The organism is Cryobacterium lactosi (assembly GCF_004403945.1).
Classification (GTDB): Bacteria; Actinomycetota; Actinomycetes; order Actinomycetales; family Microbacteriaceae; genus Cryobacterium; species Cryobacterium lactosi.
In genome coordinates this window covers 1-22830 of sequence record NZ_SOHM01000041.1, presented here as the reverse complement: position 1 = coordinate 22830, position 22830 = coordinate 1, and the positions used below count along the sequence as shown (strand labels likewise).

Annotated in this window: 20 protein-coding genes; 10 read left to right on the top strand and 10 right to left on the bottom strand. The window is 70.9% G+C overall.

The features are described from left to right. Positions 1 to 2: 2 nt before the first annotated feature. Entirely contained in the window at positions 3 to 1424 is a 1422-nt protein-coding gene (locus tag E3T61_RS19290) for a glycoside hydrolase family 1 protein (protein WP_134642471.1), read from the top strand. Between the two features lie 79 nt (positions 1425 to 1503). Further along, a complete protein-coding gene (locus E3T61_RS19285; protein WP_166793317.1) occupies positions 1504 to 2361 on the top strand; it encodes a Cof-type HAD-IIB family hydrolase in 858 nt (285 codons plus the stop codon). A 95-nt stretch (positions 2362 to 2456) separates the two neighbouring features. Here E3T61_RS19285 and E3T61_RS19280 read toward each other — a convergent pair whose 3' ends face one another. From E3T61_RS19280 to E3T61_RS19260, 5 genes are read right to left on the bottom strand one after another with little or no spacing between them, the layout of a single operon-like run. Beyond that, complete coding sequence (locus E3T61_RS19280; RefSeq protein WP_134642469.1) at positions 2457 to 3650, bottom strand: acetyl-CoA acetyltransferase; 1194 nt, start codon at positions 3648 to 3650, stop codon at positions 2457 to 2459. Continuing rightward, positions 3647 to 4300 carry a 3-oxoacid CoA-transferase subunit B gene (locus E3T61_RS19275; RefSeq protein WP_134642468.1) on the bottom strand — a complete coding sequence of 218 codons (654 nt, stop codon included), beginning with the start codon at positions 4298 to 4300 and terminating at the stop codon, positions 3647 to 3649. Before E3T61_RS19275 ends, E3T61_RS19280 begins: the two co-directional genes overlap by 4 nt. After that, positions 4297 to 5037: a CoA transferase subunit A gene (locus E3T61_RS19270; protein ID WP_134642467.1), complete on the bottom strand. Its 741-nt coding sequence runs from the start codon at positions 5035 to 5037 to the stop codon at positions 4297 to 4299. Before E3T61_RS19270 ends, E3T61_RS19275 begins: the two co-directional genes overlap by 4 nt. A 45-nt stretch (positions 5038 to 5082) precedes the next feature. Next, entirely contained in the window at positions 5083 to 5829 is a 747-nt protein-coding gene (locus E3T61_RS19265; RefSeq protein WP_166793316.1) for a 3-hydroxybutyrate dehydrogenase, read from the bottom strand. Continuing rightward, positions 5829 to 7217 carry an MFS transporter gene (locus E3T61_RS19260; RefSeq protein WP_134642466.1) on the bottom strand — a complete coding sequence of 463 codons (1389 nt, stop codon included), beginning with the start codon at positions 7215 to 7217 and terminating at the stop codon, positions 5829 to 5831. Before E3T61_RS19260 ends, E3T61_RS19265 begins: the two co-directional genes overlap by 1 nt. Before the next feature lie 150 nt (positions 7218 to 7367). Here E3T61_RS19260 and E3T61_RS19255 point away from each other — a divergent pair, with 150 nt between their 5' ends. The 6 genes from E3T61_RS19255 to E3T61_RS19230 all read left to right on the top strand — a co-directional run bounded on the left by E3T61_RS19255 (position 7368) and on the right by E3T61_RS19230 (position 13918). Further along, complete coding sequence (locus E3T61_RS19255) at positions 7368 to 8282, top strand: LysR family transcriptional regulator (protein ID WP_241992695.1); 915 nt, start codon at positions 7368 to 7370, stop codon at positions 8280 to 8282. Between the two features lie 23 nt (positions 8283 to 8305). Beyond that, positions 8306 to 9145 (top strand): aminoglycoside phosphotransferase family protein, encoded by an 840-nt coding sequence (locus E3T61_RS19250; RefSeq protein ID WP_134642464.1) that lies wholly within the window; start codon positions 8306 to 8308, stop codon positions 9143 to 9145. A 54-nt stretch (positions 9146 to 9199) separates the two neighbouring features. Then, positions 9200 to 10267 (top strand): LolA family protein, encoded by a 1068-nt coding sequence (locus E3T61_RS19245; RefSeq protein ID WP_174777050.1) that lies wholly within the window; start codon positions 9200 to 9202, stop codon positions 10265 to 10267. Then, positions 10264 to 11331 (top strand): ABC transporter ATP-binding protein, encoded by a 1068-nt coding sequence (locus E3T61_RS19240; RefSeq protein ID WP_134642463.1) that lies wholly within the window; start codon positions 10264 to 10266, stop codon positions 11329 to 11331. Before E3T61_RS19245 ends, E3T61_RS19240 begins: the two co-directional genes overlap by 4 nt. Positions 11332 to 11398: 67 nt before the next feature. Continuing rightward, complete coding sequence (locus E3T61_RS19235) at positions 11399 to 12202, top strand: ABC transporter permease (RefSeq protein WP_241992698.1); 804 nt, start codon at positions 11399 to 11401, stop codon at positions 12200 to 12202. A 168-nt stretch (positions 12203 to 12370) separates the two neighbouring features. Then, positions 12371 to 13918, top strand: a complete 1548-nt coding sequence (locus tag E3T61_RS19230) for a Mur ligase family protein (protein ID WP_241992693.1) — start codon at positions 12371 to 12373, stop codon at positions 13916 to 13918. Between the two features lie 38 nt (positions 13919 to 13956). Here E3T61_RS19230 and hutI read toward each other — a convergent pair whose 3' ends face one another. The 5 genes from hutI to hutH all read right to left on the bottom strand — a co-directional run bounded on the left by hutI (position 13957) and on the right by hutH (position 21312). Continuing rightward, on the bottom strand, positions 13957 to 15156 hold the full coding sequence (gene hutI, locus E3T61_RS19225) for an imidazolonepropionase (protein ID WP_134642462.1): 1200 nt from the start codon (positions 15154 to 15156) through the stop codon (positions 13957 to 13959). 148 nt (positions 15157 to 15304) lie between these two features. Further along, a complete protein-coding gene (locus E3T61_RS19220; RefSeq protein ID WP_134642461.1) occupies positions 15305 to 16720 on the bottom strand; it encodes a formimidoylglutamate deiminase in 1416 nt (471 codons plus the stop codon). Beyond that, positions 16717 to 17925 (bottom strand): allantoate amidohydrolase, encoded by a 1209-nt coding sequence (locus E3T61_RS19215; protein WP_134642460.1) that lies wholly within the window; start codon positions 17923 to 17925, stop codon positions 16717 to 16719. The genes E3T61_RS19220 and E3T61_RS19215 overlap by 4 nt, the downstream gene beginning before the upstream one ends. Continuing rightward, positions 17918 to 19675: a urocanate hydratase gene (hutU, locus tag E3T61_RS19210; RefSeq protein WP_134642459.1), complete on the bottom strand. Its 1758-nt coding sequence runs from the start codon at positions 19673 to 19675 to the stop codon at positions 17918 to 17920. The genes E3T61_RS19215 and hutU overlap by 8 nt, the downstream gene beginning before the upstream one ends. Before the next feature lie 56 nt (positions 19676 to 19731). Beyond that, a complete protein-coding gene (hutH, locus tag E3T61_RS19205) occupies positions 19732 to 21312 on the bottom strand; it encodes a histidine ammonia-lyase (protein ID WP_134642458.1) in 1581 nt (526 codons plus the stop codon). A gap of 231 nt (positions 21313 to 21543) precedes the next feature. Between hutH and E3T61_RS19200 the strand changes: the two genes are divergently transcribed. After that, positions 21544 to 22059, top strand: a complete 516-nt coding sequence (locus E3T61_RS19200) for a mycothiol transferase (RefSeq protein ID WP_134642457.1) — start codon at positions 21544 to 21546, stop codon at positions 22057 to 22059. 54 nt (positions 22060 to 22113) lie between these two features. Continuing rightward, on the top strand, positions 22114 to 22743 hold the full coding sequence (locus E3T61_RS19195; RefSeq protein WP_134642456.1) for a hypothetical protein: 630 nt from the start codon (positions 22114 to 22116) through the stop codon (positions 22741 to 22743). The last annotated feature ends 87 nt before the right edge of the window (positions 22744 to 22830 follow it).

Below are 22830 nucleotides of genomic sequence, written 5' to 3'. Positions count from 1 at the left end.
GAATGACCGATTCAACAACGTTCCCCACCGACTTCCTCTGGGGCGGTGCCACGGCCGCGAACCAGATCGAAGGCGCATACAACGAGGGCGGTAAGGGCCTGTCGATCCAGGACGTCATGCCCCAGGGCATCACGACGCCGCGTGCGGACGGCCCGACCGACGACAACCTCAAGCAGGTGGCCATCGACTTCTACCACCGCTACGCCGAAGACATCGCCCTGTTCGCCGAGATGGGCTTCAAGACCTTCCGCTTCTCCATCGCCTGGAGCCGGATCTTCCCGCTCGGCGACGAGACGCTCCCCAACGAAGAGGGCCTCGCCTTCTATGACCGGGTGATCGACGAGTGCGAGAAGCACGGTATCGAACCGCTCGTCACCATCTCGCACTACGAGACCCCGCTGCACCTCGCCGACACCTACGACGGCTGGGTCAACCGCGACATGATCGGTTTCTACGAGCGCTACGCCCGCGTACTGTTCGCCCGCTATGGCGCCCGGGTGAAGTACTGGCTCACCTTCAACGAGATCAACTCGGTGCTGCACGCCCCGCTGATGTCCGGCGGCATCAACACGCCCAAGGACCAGCTCTCCAAGACCGACCTGTACCAGGCCATCCACAACGAACTGGTCGCCAGCGCCCTGGCCACCAAGGCCGCCAGGGAACTCGCCCCCAGCGCCCAGATCGGTTGCATGGTGCTGGCGATGCCGGCCTACCCGCTGTCGCCCGACCCCGACGACGTGATGGCCTCGATGACCACCGAGCGCACCAACCTCGCCTTCGGCGACATCCACGTGCGCGGTGAATACCCGGGCTATTACCTGCGGAGCCTGCGCGACCAGGGCGTCGAACTCGTCATCACCGACGAGGACCGCGCGCTGCTGAAGGAGAACACCGTCGACTTCGTCTCCTTCAGCTACTACATGAGCGTGGCCGAGACCGCCGACGAGTCCAAGCGCGTCATCGGCAAGGGCAACATCATGGGCGGAGTGCGCAACCCCACCCTCAAGGAATCCGAGTGGGGCTGGCAGATCGACCCGGTGGGCTTGCGCATCGTGCTCAACCAGTTCTGGGACCGCTGGCAGAAGCCGCTCTTCATCGTGGAGAACGGCCTCGGCGCCAAGGACCAGCTTGTGGAGATCGACGGCACGAAGACGGTCATCGACGACTACCGCATCGACTACCTCAACGACCACCTCGTGCAGGTCGGCGAGGCCATCACCGACGGCGTCGACGTCATGGGCTACACGTCCTGGGGCTGCATCGACCTGGTCAGTGCCAGCACCGCCCAGCTGAGCAAGCGCTACGGATTCATCTACGTCGACCGCAACGACGACGGCTCCGGCACCCTGGACCGGTACAAGAAGAAGTCCTTCCACTGGTACGCCGAAGTCATCAGGTCGAACGGCGCCAGCCTCACCCGCTAGCGTCGATGTAGACGTTTAAACCCCTTGGGTGGTCTCCGGGATGCAGTTCGCCCGGAGACCGCCTCGTTTGGAGCTCCACATGATTTCGCCCCGCATAGCCTTCCTCGACGTAGACGGCACCCTTATCGACTCGGGCGAGGTGATCGCCGATTCCACCATCGAGGCGGTGCAGACCGCCAGGGCCAACGGGCACCTGGTCTACCTGAGCACCGGCAGGGCGAGCGTGGAGATCTACCCCCGGATCCGGGACATCGGCTTCGACGGGGCCATCAGCGCCGGCGGCGGCTTCGCCGAGATCGGCAACGAACTGGTCATCAAGCGCACGATGCCCGAAGCGGCGGTGGAGCGGATGGTCGGCTTCTACGAGGAGTCCGGGTACGACTTCTACCTGCAGGCTTTTGACGAGCTGTACCCGAGCCCCGGGGTGCGGAACCGTTTCGCGAAGTACCTCGACGACGACAGCGAGCGCAAGGGCGAAACCCGCACCGACCTCGCGTCGGTGACCGACGCCGACGAGCACCCCGCACTGAAGGCCTTCGCCGACGTGCGCCCACTCAGCTTCACCGGGATTGCGAAGTCGGTGTTCCTGGCCGGCGACCTCACCGCGTTCGACCGGGTCAGCGCGGCGCTCAGCGGCGACTTCCACGTGATCACCGGCACCATCCCGCACATGGGCAAGGGCAGCGGCGAAGTCACCCTCGGCGGGGTCAACAAGGGCTCGACGCTGCTGCGGTTGCTCGACAAGCTCGGCCTCGACGCTTCAAGCGCCATTGGAATCGGCGACAGCAACAACGACATCGAGATGTTGCAGGTCTGCGGCATGGGCATCGCCATGGGCAACGCCACGGATGCGGTGAAGGCGCACGCTGACGAGGTCACCACGAGCGTGCTCGACGACGGGGTCTGGAACGCGTTCCGCCGCCACGGCCTGATCTAGATTCCTGCACCACTCCACCTGTTGCCAGAACGGACTTCTGCGCCCGGCGTTCCGGGCGCAGAAGTCCGCTTGGGGAACAGTTGATGAGAGGGCGGCTAGACGGCCTCGAGGATGCTCACGTAGTTGGCCACGCCGACGCCTCCCATGTTCTGCACCAGGGCGCGGCGGGCGGCGGGCAATTGCATGTCGCCGGCGGTGCCGGTGAGCTGCATGGCCGAGACGACGTGCTGCGACACCCCGGTGGCGCCCACCGGGTGCCCCTTGGCCTTGAGGCCGCCGGACAGGTTCACCGGCAGGCGTCCGTCCGGCCGCACCCAGCCCTCGTCGATGGCCCGGCGGCCCTGACCTGGCATGGTGAGGCCCATGGCCTCGTAGAGCACGAGCTCGGCGATGGTGAAGCAGTCGTGCAGCTCGGCGAAGTCGATGTCGTCAAGGCCTACCCCGGCCATCGAGAGCGCCCGCTCGAACGAGACCCGGGTGGCCGCGAACGCCGTGGGATCGCGGCGCGCGGCCGGCAGGAAGTCGTTGGCCTGGCCGAAGCCGGCCAGGCGCACCGGGTCGGTGGCCGCGCCGGAGCCGCGGCGGGCATCCGTGCTGAGGATCACCGCTGCGGCGCCGTCGGAGACCGGCGAGCAGTCGGTGCGGCGCAGCTGCCCGGCCACGATCGGGTTCTTCTCCGACACGGTGCGGCAGAACTCCTCGCCGAGGTCCTTGCGCAGCTGTGCGTACGGGTTGGCCACGCCGTTGCGGTGGTTCTTCGCCGCGATCGAGCCGAGAACGTCGCCGATCGCGCCGTACCGCTCGGCGTAGGCGTCGGCCACGACGGCGAACAGGCCAGCGAACCCGGTGCTGGATGGTGTGCCGGCCAGGTCGTAGTCCGCGCCGAGCAGCGCCGAGCCGACCTGGTCGGCCGAGGCATGGGTCATCTTCTCGGCACCGATCACCAGGACGGTCTTGGCCGTGCCGGCCAGCAGTGACTTCACGCCCTGCTGGAGGGCGGCCGAGCCTGACGCGCAGGCGTTCTCGACCCGGGTGGCCGGCACGTTCGCCAGCACCGGGTCGGCCTGCAACACCAGCGAGGACGGGAACGCCAACGGAACCAGGGCGGAGTTGAACTGGCCCAGGTAGACCTCGTCGATCTCGGCGGCGTCGATGCCGGCGCCGGCGATGGCCTCCCGGGTGACCTGCACGATGAGGGACTCGAGGGTGTCATCGGTGAGCTTGCCGAACCGGCTGTGCCCCCAGCCGGTGAGCAGCACGTCGGTGCCGAACTGCGTGGCGAGGCTCATGCGATCGCCTCCGCCGCGGCATCCACCGTGAAGGCGGCCTCAGTGCAGTCGCGCAGCTGCTCGACGGTGACGCCGGGGGCGAGACGGACCAGCTGGAGGCCGGCATCCGTGATGTCGAAGACGGCGAGGTCGGAGATGATGCGGTCGACCACGGCCACCCCGGTGAGCGGCAGGGTGCACTCGGTGACGATCTTGGCGGAGCCGTCGCGGGCGACGTGTTCGGTGAGCACCACCACGCGGGGGGTGCCGGCGACGAGGTCCATCGCGCCGCCCATGCCCTTGACCATCTTGCCCGGGATGGTCCAGTTGGCCAGGTCGCCGGCGCCGGAGACCTGCATGGCGCCGAGGATGGCCACCTTGACGTGGCCGCCGCGGATCATGCCGAACGAGGTGGCCGAGTCGAACACCGACCCGCCCGGCAGGATCGTGACGGTCTGCTTGCCGGCGTTGATCAGGTCGGCGTCTTCCTCGCCGTCGAAGGGGAACGGGCCCATGCCCAGCAGCCCGTTCTCACTCTGCAGGGTGACCTGCACGCCGGTGGGCAGGTTGTTGGCCACCAGGGTGGGGATGCCGATGCCGAGGTTGACGTAGTCGCCGTCCTCCAGTTCGGCGGCCGCGATCGCGGCCATCTCGTCGCGGGTCCAGCTCATCGCAGTGCTCCTTCGGTGCTGAAAGTGGTGTCGACGGTGTCGCGCTGGCGCACGGTGCGCTGCTCGATCGGCTTCTCGCGGGTCGTGGCCGGCACGAGGCGCTGCACATAGACACCGGGGGTGATCACCCGGTTGGGGTCGAGTTCGCCGGCCACCACGATGTGCTCGGCCTCGGCGATGGTGAGGCGGCCGGCCGTGGCGACCACCGGGTTGAAGTTGCGGGCGGTGTGACGGTAGGTGAGGTTGCCGGCGGTGTCGGCGGTGTGCGCTCGTACCAGGGACACATCGGCGATGATCGCGCGTTCCTGCACGTAGCGCTGACCGTCGAAGTCGGCGTGCGGTTTGCCGTCGGCCACCTGGGTGCCCACCCCGGTCTTGGTGTAGAACGCGGGAATGCCTGAACCGCCGGCCCGCAGCCGCTCGGCTAGGGTGCCCTGCGGGCTGAACTCCACCTCGAGGCGGCCGTCGAGGAACTGCTCGGCGAAGAGCCTGTTCTCGCCCACGTAGGAGGCGATGACCTTGCGCACCTGACCGGCCTCGAGCAGGAGGCCGAGGCCCAGGCCGTCGACGCCCATGTTGTTCGAGACCACGGTGAGGCCTCTCACGCCGGAGTCGCGCACGGCCTCGATGAGGTCGGCGGGGATGCCGCTGAGGCCGAAGCCGCCGACCGCGAGCACGCAGCCGTCGGTGAGGGTGCCGGCCAGGGCCTCGGCGGCGCTGAGGTGCAGTGTTGTCATCGGAGTCTCCTCTGGTTCACGGTGGGTCAGGATGGGCGGGATCGCTCAGGCGGTCCAGCCGCCGTCCATCAGATACGACGAGCCGGTGACCATGGCCGCCTCACGGGAAGCGAGGAATGCCACCAGGGCGGCGACCTCGGCAGGTTCGACGAGGCGTTTGATCGCGTTCTTGGCCAGGATCACCTCGTGCATCACCTCATCGGCGGGGATGCCGTGCGCCGCGGCCTGCGCCGAGATCTGGCTCTCGAGCAGGGGCGTGCGCACATAGCCCGGGTTGACACAATTGCTCGTGACCCCGTGGTCGCCGCCCTCGAGCGCGGTCACCTTGGACAGACCCTCGAGGCCGTGCTTGGCGGTGACATATGCGGACTTGAACGCGGAGGCGCGCAGGCCGTGCACCGAAGAGACGTTGATGATGCGGCCGTGCCCGTTCTTGTACATGTGCGGAAGGGCGGCGCGGATGAGCAGGAACGGCACCTCGACCATGAGCGTCTGCATCCGGCGGAACTCCGCCGGGTCGAACGCCTCGATGGGGTTGATGGTCTGGTAGCCGGCGTTGTTGACCAGGATGTCGGCGGATAATGTCAGCGTTTCGAGCGCCGCGGTGTCGAGCAGGTCGACGGCCCAGGCCTCGCCGCGGACCTGGCCGGCCACCCGCTCGGCGGCCTCGGCATCCCGGTCGGCGACGATCACATGCGCGCCCTGGGCGGCCAGGGCCGCCGCGCAGGCGGCCCCGATGCCGCCGGCGCCGCCGGTGATGAGGGCGCTCTGGCCGGAGAGGTCGCTGACCATCAGAGGCTGCCGACGGGGGTCAGACCGTGCTTCTCGGCATCCACCTTGTCGACCTCGCGCAGGGAGATGCCGCGGGTCTCCTTGAGGGTCACGACTGCCACCAGTGTGACGGCGCACGCCGCGGCCACGTAGAGGGCCACCGGCAGCCAGGAGTCGTATTCCTTGAGCAGGGCCGTGGCGATGATCGGTGCCATCGAGCCGGCAAGGATCGAGGTGACCTGGTAGCCGAGCGAGACGCCGGAGTAGCGCATCCGGGTGGGGAACATCTCGGCCATGATCGCGGGCTGGCCCGCGTACATCAGGGCGTGGAAGCACAGGCCGATGGTGATGGCCAGCACGATCAGCGCCGGGTTCTGGGTGTCGAACATCGGGAAGGCGAAGAACGCCCACGTGGCGCCGAGGACGGCGCCGGCGAAGTAGACGGGCTTGCGGCCGACGCGGTCGGAGAGCCGGCCGACCTGCGGGATCACCAGGAAGTGCACGACGTGGGCGATCAGCAGGGCCAGCAGCAGGCTGCTGGTGTTGTACTCCCACACCGTGACCAGGTAGACGATCGAGAAGCTCACGATGATGTAGTAGAGGATGTTCTCGGCGAAGCGCAGGCCCATGGCGCCCAGGATGCCCTTCGGGTACTTGCGCACCACCTCGAGCACACCGTAGTTGGCGGCCTTGTCGGCCTCCACCTGGGCGCGGGCCTCGAGGAAGATCGGCGCCTCGCTCACGTGGGTGCGGATGTAGTACCCGACCACGACGATGATCGCGGAGAGCCAGAACGCCACGCGCCATCCCCAGCTGAGGAACTGGTCGGCGGGCAGGGTCCAGGACATGGTCAGCAACACCAGCGTGGCGAGCAGGTTGCCCACCGGTACGGCGGACTGCGGCCAGCTGGACCAGAACCCGCGGGACTGGTTCGGGCTGTGCTCGGCCACGAGCAGCACGGCGCCGCCCCACTCCCCGCCGACCGCGAAGCCCTGGATGAATCGCAGGGCCACCAGCAGGGCGGGCGCCCAGTAGCCGATGGTGTCGAAGCCGGGCAGGCAGCCCATCAGGAAGGTCGCGACACCGACCAGCACGATGGTGAGCTGCAGGGTGTGCTTGCGACCGAGCCGGTCGCCGATCTGGCCGAAGACGATGCCGCCGAGCGGCCGGGCGATGAAGCCCACCGCATAGGTGAGGAACGCGGCGATGATGCCGTCGAGCTGGCTGCCCGCGTTGGGGAAGAAGACCGTGGCGAAGACCAGGCTCGCCGCCGTGGCGTAGAGGAAGAATTCGTACCACTCGACGACGGTGCCGACCATGGAGGCGGCGACGACCTTCTTCAGGCCGGAGGTTTCGCTGGTGGAGGGTGGGCCGCTCGTGGCGGCGGTGACACGCGAGTTCGCGCTCATGGGGATCTCCTTGAGTATCGGCATTGACACTGGATGGGGGAAGGACTCGACAGGCGCACGCAGGGGCGGCGACGGCTCCCCTGAGTATTCCGTCTCCGTTCGGCTGCGGCAATGACCACTTCAACACTCCGGATGTGCATAATTGCAGATATGACCGACTCTCGTGTCACCACCCCGGCCAATCCCGACGACCTGCTGGTGCTGCTTGCCGTCGCGAGGACCGGCCGCTTCACCACCGCCGCCGAATCCCTCGGCCTCAACCACACCACAATCTCCCGGCGCATCGCGGCCCTGGAGACGGCGCTGGCCGGCCGGGTGCTCTCGCGCACGGCGGGCGGCTGGGAGCTCACCGACCTCGGCACCCGCGCGGTGCGCGCGGCCGAGAACGTGGAAGCGGCCCTGGACCTGTTGGGCGGGCAGACGGACGGCCGGGAGCTCTCCGGGGTGGTGCGGCTGAGCGCGACGGATGGCTTCAGCGCCTTCATCGCGGCCCCGGCGGTGGCCGAGTTGCAGCAGACGCATCCGCTGCTCCGGGTGGAAATCGTCACGGTGACCCGGCAGGCGCTTCAGCACCGCTCGGGCCTGGACATCGAGGTTGTGGTCGGCCGGCCGACGGCGCACCGGGCCGAGGCGTTCGAACTCGGCCGTTACACCCTGGGCATGTACGCGTCGAGGGACTACCTGGCCCGGAACGGCACGCCGGCCGGCGTGGCCGAGCTGGTGGAGCATCCGCTGGTCTACTTCGTCGACTCGATGTTGCAGGTGGACGATCTGGATGCGCCCCGCCGGCGAGTGCCCAGCATGCGGGGCTCGCTGAGTTCGACGAATGTGTTCGTGCAGATCGAGGCAACCCGGGTGGGCGGCGGCATCGGGCTGCTGCCCTGCTTCATGGCCGACAGGCACGACGACCTGGTGCGGGTGCTGCCGGCGGAGTTCGCCGAGGAACTGCCGTATTGGCTGGTGCTCCGGCCCGAGGCGCAACGCCAGCCGGTGATCGCGGCCGTGGTGGAAGCGCTGCGCGCGCAAATGGTGACGATGTCGCCCGCACTCGGCGGTCGGGGCTGACCGTGGAGGAGCCCTCGATTCGGATGCGCCGACGGCTGGCCGCGTGGGGCGTGACACCCAGCGGGCCGGGATGGAGGACGCCGTCGAGTGAGCTGATGCCCGGTACGCGTCAGGGGCTGCCGGTGATGCTGAAGATCGCGCTGGTCGAGGAGGAGGTCCGCGGCGCGGCGCTGCTCCAGTGGTGGGGCGGCCGCGGTGCCGCCCGCGTTCTCCTGCGTGATGAAGCCGCCACACTGATGGAGCGGGCCACAGGCCCCCGAGAGCTGGCGGCGCTGGCCGCCTCCGGGCAGGACGCGACCGCTACCGACATCCTCGTGCGCACCACCCTGGCACTGCACGACCATCCGGCACCCTCCAGCCGGGACGATGTGCAGCTTGTTCCCCTCCGCGACTGGTTCCGCGACCTGCTGGCAACGAACTCCGACGATCCGCTCCTTCAACGCACGGCCGAACTGGCCGAACGCCTGCTGTCCGGCACGACGGCCCCAGAGATCGTTGTGCTGCACGGCGACATCCATCACGGCAATGTGCTCGACTTCGGCGATCGCTGGGCCGCCATCGACCCGAAAGCCCTGCTCGGACATCGCGGCTTCGACTTTGCCAACATCCTCTGCAACCCCACCGAGACGGCCGCGCTCGACAACCTTGCTGCGCGGCTGCACGCCATCAGCCGCCAGGCCGACATCGACCCGGTGATACTCGCCGAGTGGACCATCGCCTGGTGCGGCCTGTCCCTGGCCTGGGCGCAGGGCGATGCCACGCCCACCTGGCACTCCCGGACCGCCCGGGCCGTGGCGGAACTCCTGTGGGCACGCCTGGACGCCGGTGAAAAGTCGAGTGGAACTTTCAGCATCGAAGCGTAGTGTCGGGCATACGCATTGCGTTGTTCTATGTGGTCACACTGGAGGTTGCACGTCATGTCCCGAACCTGGCTGAAGTGGATGCCCGCCGTGGCGGTTCCCGCCGTGATCGTCGCCGGGGTCCTCGCGGTTCCCCTGCAGGCCGGCGCGGCCGTCGACCTGCCGGACAAGAGCCCGCAGGACGTTCTCGAACTGGCCGCAGGCAGCACCGTCGACACCTTCTCCGGCACCATCGAGCAGTCCTCGGAGCTTGGGCTGCCCGAGATCCCCAGCACCGGGGACGCCGCCACCGCCGAGTTCGCCGACGCCCTCGACCTGCTCACCGGCAGTCGCACCGTGCGGGTCTACCAGAACGGCGCCGACCAGAGCCGGGTGCAGGTGCAGGACACCATGTCCGAGCGCAACCTGATCCGGAACGGCTCCGACGTATGGCTCTACGACTCCGCCGACAACACCGCCGTGCACACCACCCTGCCCGCCGATGCCGCCCCGACCGACGGCGCAGAGAAGGACGGCGCGAGCTACACGCCGAGCGAACTGGCTCAGACATTCCTCGACGAGGTGACTCCGAGCACCGACGTGAGCCTGGCCGAGAACACCCAGGTCGCCGGCCGCACCGCCTACGAGCTCGTGCTCACCCCCGACAGCTCCGACACCCTGGTGGGCTCGGTGTCGATCGCGGTGGACTCCGAGACCGGACTGCCGCTCCGGGTGCAGGTCGCCGCGCAGGACGCCACCGACCCGGCCATCAGCGTGGCCTTCACAGCGCTCACCCTCGAGGCCCCACCGGGCGACCTCTTCGCCTTCACCCCGCCGGCCGGCGCAACCGTCTCGGAAGAGACGCTGCCCACGAAGGATGGCGTCGGCCACTCCGAGGCCGACCCGAGCGGTGTGACCGTGATCGGCACCGGCTGGGACGCCGTCGTGGCCCTGCCGGCCGGCGAGGATGCCGCGGCCCTGGCCGAACTCACCGCCTCACCCCTGTACACCCAGGTCACCGACGCCGTCGATGGCGGCCGGGCCCTGAGCACCACGCTCGTGTCGGTGCTGATCACCGACGACGGCCGGGTCTTCGCCGGGTCCGTTCCCGTTGAGCGGCTGCTGGCCGCCGCAACCCAGGAGTGAGCGCCGCCGCCCGGGTCGCCGACCTGGCGATCGAGACCCGGGCCCTCACCAAACGCTTCGGCCAGCAGGCCGCCGTCGACGCCATTGACCTCGCCGTGCCGACGGGCTCGGTGTTCGGTTTCCTCGGTCCGAACGGCTCGGGCAAGACCACCAGCATCCGGGTGATGCTCGGCCTCGCCGCCGCCACCAGCGGTGAGGTGAGAGTGCTCGGGGAGCCGATGCCGGCCAGGCTCGGCCGGGTGCTGCCGCAGGTGGGCGCCCTCGTGGAGGGCCCGGCGTTCTACCCGTTCCTCTCCGGCGCGGCCAATCTGCGGCGCCTCGATTCCGCCGACCGTGCGGCCCCCACGGGAAGCCGCCGGGCCCGGGTGGACCGGGCGCTCGAACGGGTCGGCCTGTCCAACGCGGCAGGCAAGAAGGTGGCGGCGTACTCGTTGGGCATGAAGCAACGGCTGGGCATCGCGAACGCCCTGCTGATGCCGCGCCGGCTGCTGGTGCTCGACGAACCCACCAACGGACTCGACCCGCAGGGCACCCGCGAGGTACGCGCCCTGGTGCGGTCGCTGGCCGACGAGGGCACGACGGTTTTCGTCTCCAGCCACCTGCTCGCCGAGGTCGAGCACATGTGCACGCACGCTGCGATCATGAGCGCCGGACGCCTGGTGGCCCAGGGCACCCTCGACGAGCTGCGCGCCGGTGAGTCCCGGGTGCGGGTGCGCACCCCGGATGCCGCGGCCGCCATCCGCGTGCTGGCAGGCGCCGGCCTGGCGGCAGGGCTGGAGCCCGCGCCGAACGATCGCGGCACCGAGAGTTTCCCGGGCGCCTCCGCATCCCCGGACCGATCCGCCGACCACTGGGTGAGCGCCCCCATCGAGTTGCCCCGCAGCGGACGAGTTGCCCCCGCAGACCCGGGCAGCTGGTCCGCAGGTGGGCAGCTCGAGGAGGAGGACCTCGTCGCCGCGCTCGTCGCCGGCGGGGTGCGGGTGCGCGGGTTCGAGGTGCAGGAGACCAGCCTCGAGGACCGCTTCGTGGCGCTCACCGGAGAGGGGTTCGACGTTGTCCGATAAGCCTGCCGCGACCGTCGCGCCCCAGACTGCACAGGCCAGGACACCCCGGTCCGGCGGCGCCTGGGCGCTGCTGGTCTCCGAACTGACCGTGCTCTTCCGCCGCCGCCGCACCTGGGCGCTGTTGCTGGCGCTCGCCGCGGTGCCGGTGCTGATCGCCGTCGCCGTGCGGCTCTCCTCGCAGGAGCCCACCCCCGGCCGCGGCCCGCCGTTCCTCGACCAGGTCACCCAGAACGGCCTGTTCGTCGCGGTGACCGGCCTCATCGTGTCGATCCCCCTGTTCCTGCCCCTGACCGTCGGTGTGGTCGCGGGAGACACCATCGCCGGCGAGGCCGGGCTGGGGACCCTGCGCTACCTGCTCGTGGCCCCGGCCGGCCGGGTCCGGTTGCTCGTGGTGAAGTACGTCGGCGCTGCGGTCTTCTGCCTGGCCGCCACGCTCACCGTCGTCACCGCCGGGGTTCTTGCCGGGCTGGCGCTGTTCCCGGTGGGCCCGCTCACCCTGCTCTCCGGCGACACCATCAGCCTGGGCGAGTCGTTCCTGCGCGCCCTGCTCATCGCCGGCTACGTCACCGTGTCGCTGCTCGGCCTCTCGGCCATCGGCCTGTTCTTCTCCACCCTCACCGTGGTGCCCGTCGGGGCAATGGCCGCCACCATCGTCCTCTCGGTGGTCGCGCAGGTGCTCGACTCGCTGCCGCAACTGGACTGGCTGCATCCGTGGCTCTTCAGCCACTACTGGCTCGACTTCGCCGACCTGCTGCGCCAGCCCGTCGACCTCAGCTCCTTCGGCGCGAACGCGCTGCTGCAGGGCGGCTATCTGCTGGTCTTCGGGGCACTGGCGTACGGGCGGTTCGTCACCAAGGACATCCTGAGCTGAGCCTTGCGCGGGCAGGCCGGGCCGCCGCGCTGCAACCGGCTCCGGGTCGGTTTCTATGCAGTTCATATGAGTGTGCCCGAACGGAGGGCTATCGCAGATCCCTTGCAGGAGGGGCGCTTACGGTAATATTGTGCCCTCATTCGGGGGGTGAATCCGGAGGCGTCTGTTTTGGCAATCGAAAGTACCCCACCCGTTGTGCGGCCGAGCACCCCGCCGCAGATTCGCCTGGAGGACATCGCCGGCCGGGCTGACACATCGAGCACCCCCGCCGAGGCCGGCACGATCGTCACCGGCATCGCACTCTCCACCCAGTCCGTGCAGCCGGGCGATCTCTTCGTGGCGCTGCCCGGCAAGAACGGCCACGGAGCCGCCTATACCGACAGCGCCGTGCAGGCCGGTGCGGTGGCGGTGCTCACGGATGCCGACGGCGAGGCCGAGGCCCGCGCGGCCGGCGTTCCCGTCATCGTGAGTGACAATCTGCGCGCCAGGCTGGGCGAGCTCAGTGCCTTCATCTACGGCACGGCCGACGGCGCCCCCACAATCTTCGGCATCACCGGTACCAACGGCAAGACCACCACCGCCTACGTGCTCGAGGCCGTGCTGCGCCAGATGGGCCTGGTCACCGGGCTGTCCACCACGGCCGAACGCCACATCGCCGGTGAGGTCTTCGTCTCCCGCCTGACCACCCCCGAGGCCACCGACGTGCACGCGCTCCTGGCACGCATGAAGGAACAGCACGTGGAGGCCGTGGTGCTCGAAGTGAGCGCCCAGGGCCTCACCCACGGCCGGGTCGACGGCATCCTCTTCGACGTCGCCGGCTTCACCAACCTCTCGATCGACCACCTCGACGATTACGGCACCATGGAGAACTACTTCGACGCCAAGGAACTCCTGTTCCGGCCGGACCGCTCCCGCACCGCCGTCGTGAGCCTGGAAACCACCTGGGGCCAGAAGCTGCTGGCCGAGCCGAAGATCCCGGTGGCATCGATTTCCGCGGATGCCGCGACCGACCCCGACTGGCGCCTGGAGATCCTCGAGGCGCTCCCGGAGGGCACCCGCTTCCGCGTGCAGAACCGGGCCGGCGACTCGGTCGAGACGACTGTCGCGCTGCTGGGTGACCACCTCGTCGCCGACGCCGGGCTCGCCGTTGCGATGACCATCGAGGCCGGCTACGCCGCCGACCGCGTTCAGGCCGCGCTGCAGGACGGCATCGAGGTGTACATCCCGGGCCGCACCGAGAGCGTCTCCGGGCCGACCGGACCGCGCGTCTACGTGGACTTCGGCCACAGCTCTGACGCATTCGAGAAGACCCTGCGGGCGGTCAAGGCCGTGACCCCCGGCCGGGTCATCATGCTCTTCGGAGCCGACGGCGACCGTGACCCGGTCAAGCGCCCCGAAATGGCCCGCGTCGCCGCGGCCGGCTCCGACATTGTGGTGATCACCGACCACCACCCCCGCTTCGAAGACCCGGCCAGCATCCGCCGGATGCTCGTGGACGCCGCCAGGGAGGCCTTCCCCGCCAAGCAGATCGTGGAGGTCTCCCCGCCGGAGGCCGCTATCGACTACGCGGTCGACCTGGCCAGGGACGGCGACGCCATCCTCTGGGCCGGACCCGGCCACCAGGACTACCGCGACATCCGCGGTGTGCGCACGCCGTACTCGGCCCGCGAGCTGGCCCGGGACGCCCTCGCCCGCCACGGCTGGCCCACGTCCTAGCCCGCGAACTGTGAGCTGAGCACCAGACTTTCGCGTTTTTAGGTGCTTAGGTCACGGTTCGCGAGGGGGCGGGCACGCACTCCCTCGGTCCAGGTGGCGACGCAGAGCTGCATGCCCGGCCGGTAGGCCAGATGCGCCACCGAGGGGGCGTCGAGCACCTGCAGGTCGGCCCGGCCGCCGATCCGGAGGGAGCCGACGGCATCCGGCCCGTGCTCGCGGCCGACCGCCCGCGCCGCGCCGCGGGTGGCCGCCCAGACCGCCTCCCGCACGGTCAGGCCCATCTGCAGCACCGCCGTCGCCACGCAGAAGGGCATCGACGTGGTGTACGAGGTGCCGGGGTTGCAGTTGCTGGCCAGGGCGATGTGAGCGCCGGCGTCGAGCAACCGGCGGGCGGGCGGGAACGGCTCCCTGGTGGACAGGTCGCAGGCCGGCAGCAGGGTGGCCACGGTGTTCGAGCCGGCCAGGGCGTCGATGTCGGCGTCGTCCAGGTGGTTGCAATGGTCCACGCTGGCGCAGCCCAACTCCACGGCGAGGCGCACACCACCACTGGAGCCGAGCTGGTTGCCGTGCAGACGCAGGCCCAGCCCGGCGGCCCGGCCGGCCAGCAGCACCTCCCGGCACTCCTCGACGTCGAACGCTCCGGTCTCGCAGAAGGCGTCGATGAAGTCCACGTGCGGGGTCACGGCAGTCAGCATCGGGCCGGTCACCAGGTCGAGGTAGTCCCGACGGTCGATCCCCGGCGGCACCACGTGGGCACCGAGGAAGCTGACCACGTCGGCCACCTCCGCGGCCGCTTTGGCGCTGCGGAGTTCACTGGCCAGGTCGAGGCCGTAGCCGGTCTTGGTCTCCAGGAATGTGGTGCCCTGGGCCTCGGCGTCCCGGCGAAGGCGTCGGGCATTGGCGATGAGGTGGGCTTCGCTCGCGGCCCGGGTCGCCATCATCGTGCTGACTATGCCGCCGGCGGTATATCTCTGCCCGGCCATCCGGGCCTCGAACTCGGCGGCCCGGTCGCCCGCGAAAACCAGGTGGCTGTGGGTGTCGACCCAGCCCGGCAGTACCGCCCGACCGTGCACATCCACGACGCTGTCGGCGGCGGGCGCCTCGGCGGCCGGCCCGATCCAGGCGATGCGGCCGTTCTCGATCACGAGCGCGGCATCCCGGAGCCGGTCGTCGTCGTGGCTGAACTCGGCGGCCTGCGTGGTGAGCTCGGCGATCCCGGTGAGCAGTTCGGCGGTCATCGTGAGGCCTTCCGGTCGGGGAGGTGAACGGGGGGAGTCGGGTGGGGAAGAGCGTGACCCGATGCGACTGTGTCCGTTGCGGACAATTGTGCCCGGTGCGCCGGCCACAAGTGTCCGCACGGGGAACAGTAGGGCCGGGCGGGGGAGGTCACGCGGGGCTCGGGGCTTCGGCGGACGGGCGGGCGTCGAGGGTGTCGAGCGCGTCCCGGAGTAGCGCGGCGGGGGAGCCGGCGGGCGCGGATGCGGCCGCGGGGGTGCCCACGAGCCGGCCGCTGTCGGCCACGAGCCGGCCGGCCACGATCACCCGCCGTACGTCGGCCGCCGTGGCGGCGAGCACCAGTTGGCCGGGCCGGGCGCCCAGGGTGCGGATGCTGTGGGCGTCGACCTCGACGAGGTCGGCCGGGTCACCCGTGGCCAGGCGTGCCGGGCCGAGGCCCAGCGCGGCGTACCCGTCGGCGCCGGCGGCCCGCAGCAGCGCCGCGGGGGTGAACCGGCCCCGGCTGCCCGCGGCCAGGCGCTCGCCCATCTCCAGGCCGCGCATCTCCAGGAACGGGTCGATGACGGCGTTCTGGTCGGAGCCCAGGGCGATCGGGCTGCCCGCGGCGGCCAGCTCCCTGGCGCGGCCGATACCGTCGCCGAGGTCGGCCTCGGTGCTCGGGCACATCACCACGGAGACACCGGTGCGGCCGAGCATCCGGAGGTCGTCGTCGCTGAGGTGGGTGGCGTGCACGACGCTCAGCCGCGGGGTGAGCGCCCCGAGGCCGTCGAGGAGCGCCGTCGGGGTAACGCCGTGGACGGCCAGGCAGTCGGAGTTCTCCTGCGGCTGCTCGGAGAGGTGGATGTGCAGTGGCACCTCGGCCGGCAGCCCGGCCAGGATCTGCCGCATGGCGTCACGCGGCACCGCCCGCACCGAGTGCAGTGCGGCGCCGAGGGTGACCAGAGCCGGCTCGTTCGGCCGGCCCGCGGCATCCGCTGCGAGAGTCTCGCGCAGCCGCGCCCACCGTTCCAGCCAGCCGGCAGCAGACCCGTCGCTGAAGCCCTGTTGCTCGGGGCGCAGCGGGGTCTCGAGGCCGCCGGCCAGGTAGCTGGTGTCCAGCAGCACCAGGCGGATGCCCACCTCGCGGGCGGCCGTCGCCAGAGCGAGCTCCATGGCGTGCGCCTGCGGATAGGGGGTGCCGTCGGCCTGGTGGTGCAGGTAGTGGAACTCGCCCACGGCGGTGTAGCCGCTGACGAGCATCTCGGCGAAGACCGCCCGGGCCAGCTGCAGGTAGCGTTCGGGGGTGAGCGCCAGGGCGACGGCGTACATGGACTCCCGCCAGCGCCAGAAGTCGCCGCCCTGGTCGTGGGTGCGGCCGCGGAGCGCCCGGTGGAACGCGTGCGAATGTGCGTTGGCGAGGCCGGGCAGCACGGTGCCGAGGCGGATGTCGCCGGGCTCGGCGGGAAGATCGTCGACACGGCTGGAGATCCGGCCGTCGGCGCCGATGCTCAGGCGGACGCCGGCGGTGACAACGCCGTCGACCAGCAGCGACTCGCACCAGTAGGTCGCAACCGGCGGCGCGGTCACAGCAGCTCCCGCAGCAGGGTGTCCAGGGCTTCGACGCCGGCGAGGCAGTCTTCGAGGGTGGCGAACTCGTCGGGCGCGTGCGAGATGCCGGTGGGGTTGCGCACGAACAGCATCGCGGTGGGCACGCGGGCGGCGAGCACCCCGGCATCGTGGCCGGCGCCCGTGGCCAGCGCGGGCAGCCCGCCGAGCGTGAGGGCGAGCCGGGCGGCCAACTCGGGGTCGAAGGTGACGGTGCTCGTCCAGGACTCCTCCACCACGGAGGTGGAACATCCGTGGTGCGGCGCCTGGACGCGGGCGGCGATCTCGGCCACCACGGCGCGGGCCTGGGCGTCGGTGTCGGCGCGCGCATCCAGCCAGGCGTGCACGACGGAGGGGATCACGTTGGTGCCGCCGGGCACGGCTTCGATGCGGCCGACGGTGGCGCGGGATCCGGGGTTGGCCAGGGCCGCCTCCTGCACGGCCACTATGGCGTGCGCGGCCGCGACCATCGGGTCACGCCGGTCGGCCATCGGGGTGGCACCGGCGTGGTTGCCCTGCCCGGTGAAGCTCAGCCGCCAGCGGCCGTGCGCGAGGATCGACGAAGCCACCGCGAGGGGCTCACCCAGGTCGATCAGTCCCCGGCCCTGCTCCACATGCAGTTCAAGGAATATGCCGATGCGGTCCAGGGCCTCCTGGTCCCGGCCCAGGTGCGCGGGGTCGAGTCCGGCCGTCGCAGCGGCCTCGCCGAGGGTGATGCCGGCCCGGTCGGTGAGGGCGCGGGCCCGGTTGGGGTCGATGGCGCCGGAGAGCAACCGGGAGCCCAGGCAGGCCACGCCGAAGCGGGAACCCTCCTCCTCGGCGAAGACCAGGACCGCGCAGGGCCGGCTGGGCGTGAAGCCGGCGGCCTGCAGTCGGGCGACGGCCTCGAGCGCGGAGACCACGCCGAGCGGCCCGTCGTAGGCGCCGCCGCCGGGCACGGAGTCGAGGTGGCTGCCGACCACCACGGCATCCGGACCCGGTGCGCCCCACCAGGCCCAGGTGTTGCCGTTGCGGTCCACCTCCACGCCGAGGCCCAGCCGCTCGGCACGTTCGGTGAACCAGGCCCGCAGCTCGAGGTCGGCGCTCTGCCAGAGGTGCCGTGAGTAGCCGCCGGCCCGGAGGTCGCGACCGGTGCCGGCGATTTCGTCGAGCCCGGCCAGCACGCCGTGGGCGACGAGGTCAGGCATCGGGCACATCCGTGGCACCGACGGGCGCTCCGGTCGGTGCATCGCCCTCCCACATCGGCACCCGCAGGCCGCGTTCACGGGCGACCTCTTCGGCGCGCTCGTAGCCGGCGTCGACGTGGCGCATCACGCCGGTGCCGGGGTCGTTCACGAGCACTCGGGAGATCTTCTCGGCGGCCAGTGGGGTGCCGTCGGCCACGATGACCTGGCCGGCATGGATGCTGCGGCCGATGCCGACCCCGCCGCCGTGGTGGATCGAGACCCAGGTGGCGCCCGAGGCGGTATTGAGCAGCGCGTTCAGCAGCGGCCAGTCGGCGATCGCATCCGAGCCATCCAACATGCCCTCGGTCTCGCGGTACGGCGACGCGACGGAGCCGGAGTCGAGGTGGTCGCGGCCGATCACGATCGGGGCGCTGAGTTCGCCCGAGGCGACCATCTCGTTGAACTTGAGGCCGGCGAGGTGCCGCTCCTGATAGCCGAGCCAGCAGATGCGGGCGGGCAGGCCCTCGAAGCGCACCTTCTCGCCGGCCGCGGTGATCCAGCGGCGCAGGTGTTCGTCGTGCGGGAACAGCTCGACGATGGCCTTGTCGGTGGCCGCGATGTCGGCCGGGTCGCCGGAGAGCGCGGCCCAGCGGAACGGGCCCTTACCCTCGGCGAAGAGCGGCCGGATGTAGGCGGGCACGAAGCCGGGGAAATCGAACGCCCGCTCGCAGCCGCCGAGCAGCGCCTCGGCGCGGATGGAGTTGCCGTAGTCGAAGACCTCGGCGCCGGCCTCCTGGAAATCGACCATGGCCTGTACCTGCTTGGCCATCGAGGCGCGGGCCCGCTCGGTGAACTCCTCAGGCTTCTCGGCTGCGTAGGCGTGCCACTCGGCCACCGTGACGCCCTCCGGCAGGTAGGCCAGCGGATCGTGCGCGCTGGTCTGGTCGGTCACGATGTCGATGGGCACCTCGCGGGCGCGGAGCTCGGCGAACACCGTGGCAGCGTTGCCGACCAGGCCCACCGAGAGCGGCCGGCGTTCGGCCTTGGCGGCGAGCACCCGGGTGATCGCGTCGTCGATGTCGTCGGTCATCTCGTCGAGGTAGCCGTGTTCGACCCGGCGGGCCAGGCGGGACGGGTCCACGTCGACGATGAGCACCACGCCCTCGTTGAGGGTGACCGCCATGGGCTGGGCGCCGCCCATGCCGCCGGCGCCGCCGGTGAGGGTGAGGGTGCCGGCCAGGGTTCCGTTGAACCGCTTCGCGGCCACGGCGGCGAAGGTCTCATAGGTGCCCTGCAGGATGCCCTGCGTGCCGATGTAGATCCACGATCCGGCGGTCATCTGCCCGTACATGGTGAGGCCGAGAGCCTCGAGCTTGCGGAACTCGGGCCAGGTGGCCCAGTCGCCGACGAGGTTGGAGTTGGCGATCAGCACGCGCGGCGCCCACTCGTGGGTGCGGAACACGCCGACGGGCTTCCCGGACTGCACGAGCAGGGTCTCGTCCTTCTCGAGCGTGGTGAGGGTTCGCACGATCGCGTCGTAGGCCGCCCAGTTGCGGGCGGCCTTGCCGGTGCCGCCGTAGACCACGAGCTTCTCGGGGTGCTCGGCCACCTCGGGGTCGAGGTTGTTCATCAGCATCCGCAGCGGGCCCTCGGTCTGCCAGGACTTGGCGGTGAGGGTGGTGCCGCGGGCGGCGCGCACGACGCGGGGTGCGTGCGGGTCGGTGGGCGTCGCATCCGTGGCTGCGGCCGTGGTGTCGGTCAGGTCGGTCATGAGCGGTTCTGCTTTCTCGAGAGCTGAGCGTGCGGATGCGTGGGGATGCGGGCGGACTAGTAGAGCGGGCCGGTCGTGGTCTGCGCGGCGGCGAGCACGGCACCGCTCCTCACGGAGGCGGCGACGGATTCGATGTCGGGGGAGAGGAACCGGTCGGGGCCGGGGCCGGCGACCTCGCGGCGCACCTCGGCGACCACGGCGCCGGTGGCGGGGCCGGGCGTGAGGGGTGCGCGCAGGTCGAGGGCGCGGCTCGCGGTCACGACCTCGATGCCGAGCACCCTGGCGAGCCCGTCGATGCCGGTGCGCAGCTTGCGGGCGGCGTGCCAGCCCATCGAGACGTGGTCCTCCTGCATGGCCGAGGACGGGATCGAGTCGACCGAGGCCGGCACGGCGAGGCGCTTGAGCTCGGAGACGATGCCAGCGGCGGTGTATTGGGCGATCATCAGGCCCGAGTCGACCCCCACGTCGTGGGCGAGGAACGCGGGCAGGCCGTTGCTGCGGGCCGGGTCGAGCATCCGGTCGGTGCGCCGCTCGGACATGCTCGCGACGTCGGCCACGGCGATGGCGAGGAAGTCGAGCACGTAGGCGACCGGGGCGCCGTGGAAGTTGCCGTTGGATTCGACGCGGCCGTCGATCGTGACGACGGGATTGTCGATGGCGCTGGCCAGTTCGCGCTCGGCGATGCGGCTCGCGTGGTCGATCGTGTCGCGGGCGGCGCCGTGCACCTGCGGGGCGCAGCGCAGCGAGTAGGCATCCTGCACCCGGGTGCACTCCGGGCCCTTGTGGCTGGCCACGATGGGGGAGCCGGCGAGCAGCTGGCGGAGGTTGGCGGCGGAGGCCTGCTGGCCAAGCTGCGGGCGGAGGCCGGCCAGGTCGGCGGCGAAGGTGGCATCCGTGCCGAGCAGTGCCTCGATGCTCATCGCCGCGGCCACATCGGCGGTGGCGAGCAGGGTGTGCAGGTCGTGCAGGGCCAGGCTGAGCTGGCCGAGCATGCCGTCGGTGCCGTTGATGAGGGCCAGGCCCTCCTTCTCGGCCAGCAGCACAGGCTCGAGGCCGGCGGCGGCGAGGGCGTCGGCGGCGGGCAGCTCGGTGCCGGCGGCATCGCGCACGGTGCCCTCGCCCATGAGCGCCAGCGCGCAGTGCGCCAGCGGGGCCAGATCGCCCGAGCAGCCGAGCGAGCCGTACTCGCGCACGATCGGGGTGATGCCGGCGTTGAGCAGACCGGCGTACGCCTCGGCCGTCGACAGGCGGATGCCCGTGCGGCCGGTGAGCAGGGTCGACAGGCGCAGCAGCATCAGCGCGCGCACGGTCTCCCGTTCCACCTCGGCGCCGGACCCGGCCGCGTGCGAGCGCACCAGGCTCTGCTGCAGCCGGGTGCGGTCGGCCGCGGTGATGAAGGTCGTGGCCAGGGCGCCGAACCCGGTGGAGATGCCGTAGTGCGGTTGCACGTCGGTGGCGAGCACCTCGATGGTGGCCCGGCTGGCGGCCACGGCGGCGCGGGCGTCATCGCCGAGGAGCACCGGGGCGTCGCGGCGGGCGACGGCCACGACATCCGCCACCGAGACCGGGCCGGTGCCCACGGTGACGGGGGCCGGAGCGGTACTGGCGGCGGGCAGGACGGTGTCGACGGTGTGCATGCTCCTATCTGACTCCTGCACGGCCGTCGGCGCAGCGGCTTTCGCCCGGTTCGTGTCTCGTATACGAGACAGTGACGGCTCGGCCGGCCGGATGCGCTCCGGCGTCGGACGACGCGCGGGAGCGGCGCCGGTACGCGCGTGGCGCGCCGCCCACGCACCGGCGCTGTACCCGCGCAGCTCCGATCAGCCCTCGTCGGACTAGGGTGGGCATCAAACCCCTGGAGGTACCGAATGCTGTCGACCGACCTGATGACGGATGCCTTCGGCCGGGTGCAGGAGGCGGTGCATGCCGTGCTCGTGGGCGCCGGGTCCGATCTGCTCGAGTTCCGCGCCGACCCCGAGGCGAACACCATCGCCTGGCTGGTCTGGCATCTCACCCGGGTGCAGGACGACCACGTCGCCGACCTCATGGGCGAGCCCCAGCTCTGGACGACCGAGGGCTGGCAGAAGCGCTTCAATCTGCCCTTCGCCGTCGGTGCCACCGGGTACCGCCAGAGCGCGGGCGAGGTCGCGGCCGTGCGGGCCGGGTCCGACCTGCTGCGCGGCTACTTCGACGCGGTGCACGAGCGCACCATCGCCTACCTGGGCACCCTGCGCGAAGACGACTTCAGCCGCGTGGTCGACACCCGCTGGACGCCGCCGGTGACCGTGGCCGTGCGGCTGGTCAGCGTGATCGGCGACGACCTCGAGCACGCCGGCCAGGCCGCGTTCGTGCGCGGGCTGGCGCACCGGGCCGGCCTGCACTGAGCCGTGCCGGCCGCCCGGCTAGGCTCGGGGCAGCACCTCGACCCTGGAGAGCCTGTGGCCCACTCGTATCCGTTGTATGTCAATGTGCTGGCACAGTGCTTCTGCTGCCAGTCACTGCAACCGTTCCACTTCGGCTCGGCGACCGACCAGGTGGTGTGCACGCACTGCCTGCGCCACCTCGGCGCGGAGAAGGCCGAGCAGCGCGACGCCGACCACATCCAGCTGTGGCTGGGACAGTTCGCCGCGCAGCAGCAGACTCTGCACGATGTCGAAACCACGACGACCGCCACGATCGCCGAACGTGACGCCGAGATCGCCGCGCTCGCCGCCCAGGTCGCCGAGCTCACCGGCATCGTGGCCGGCCGCTTCGACCGCGGCCCGGACGCCGGGCTGCGCGGCCTGCTCGAGACCGAGGTGCTCAAGCGTGCCGAGCGCAAGGCAGAGCTGGGCCAGCGCCGCACGGATGCCGCGATGGCCGTGCTCTGGCAGATCGACCAGCTACACCGGGCGACCCCGGCAGACCCGCAGCGTTGCGGATGCGGCAAATCGGTCGCAGCCTGCCCCGAGACCCGTGCCCTGGGTCCGGTACGCCAGGCGCTGGGGGACTGGGAAGCGAAGAACCTCAAGCTCCACGCCGCCGGCCAGCGCCACGCGCTGCCCGCCGGGCATCCAGCCCTGGCCTGACGGGAGCCGGCCGCGCCCGCGAGCGCCACGCGCTGCCCGCCGGGCATCCAGCCCTGGCCTGACGGGAGCCGGCCGCGCCCGCGAGCG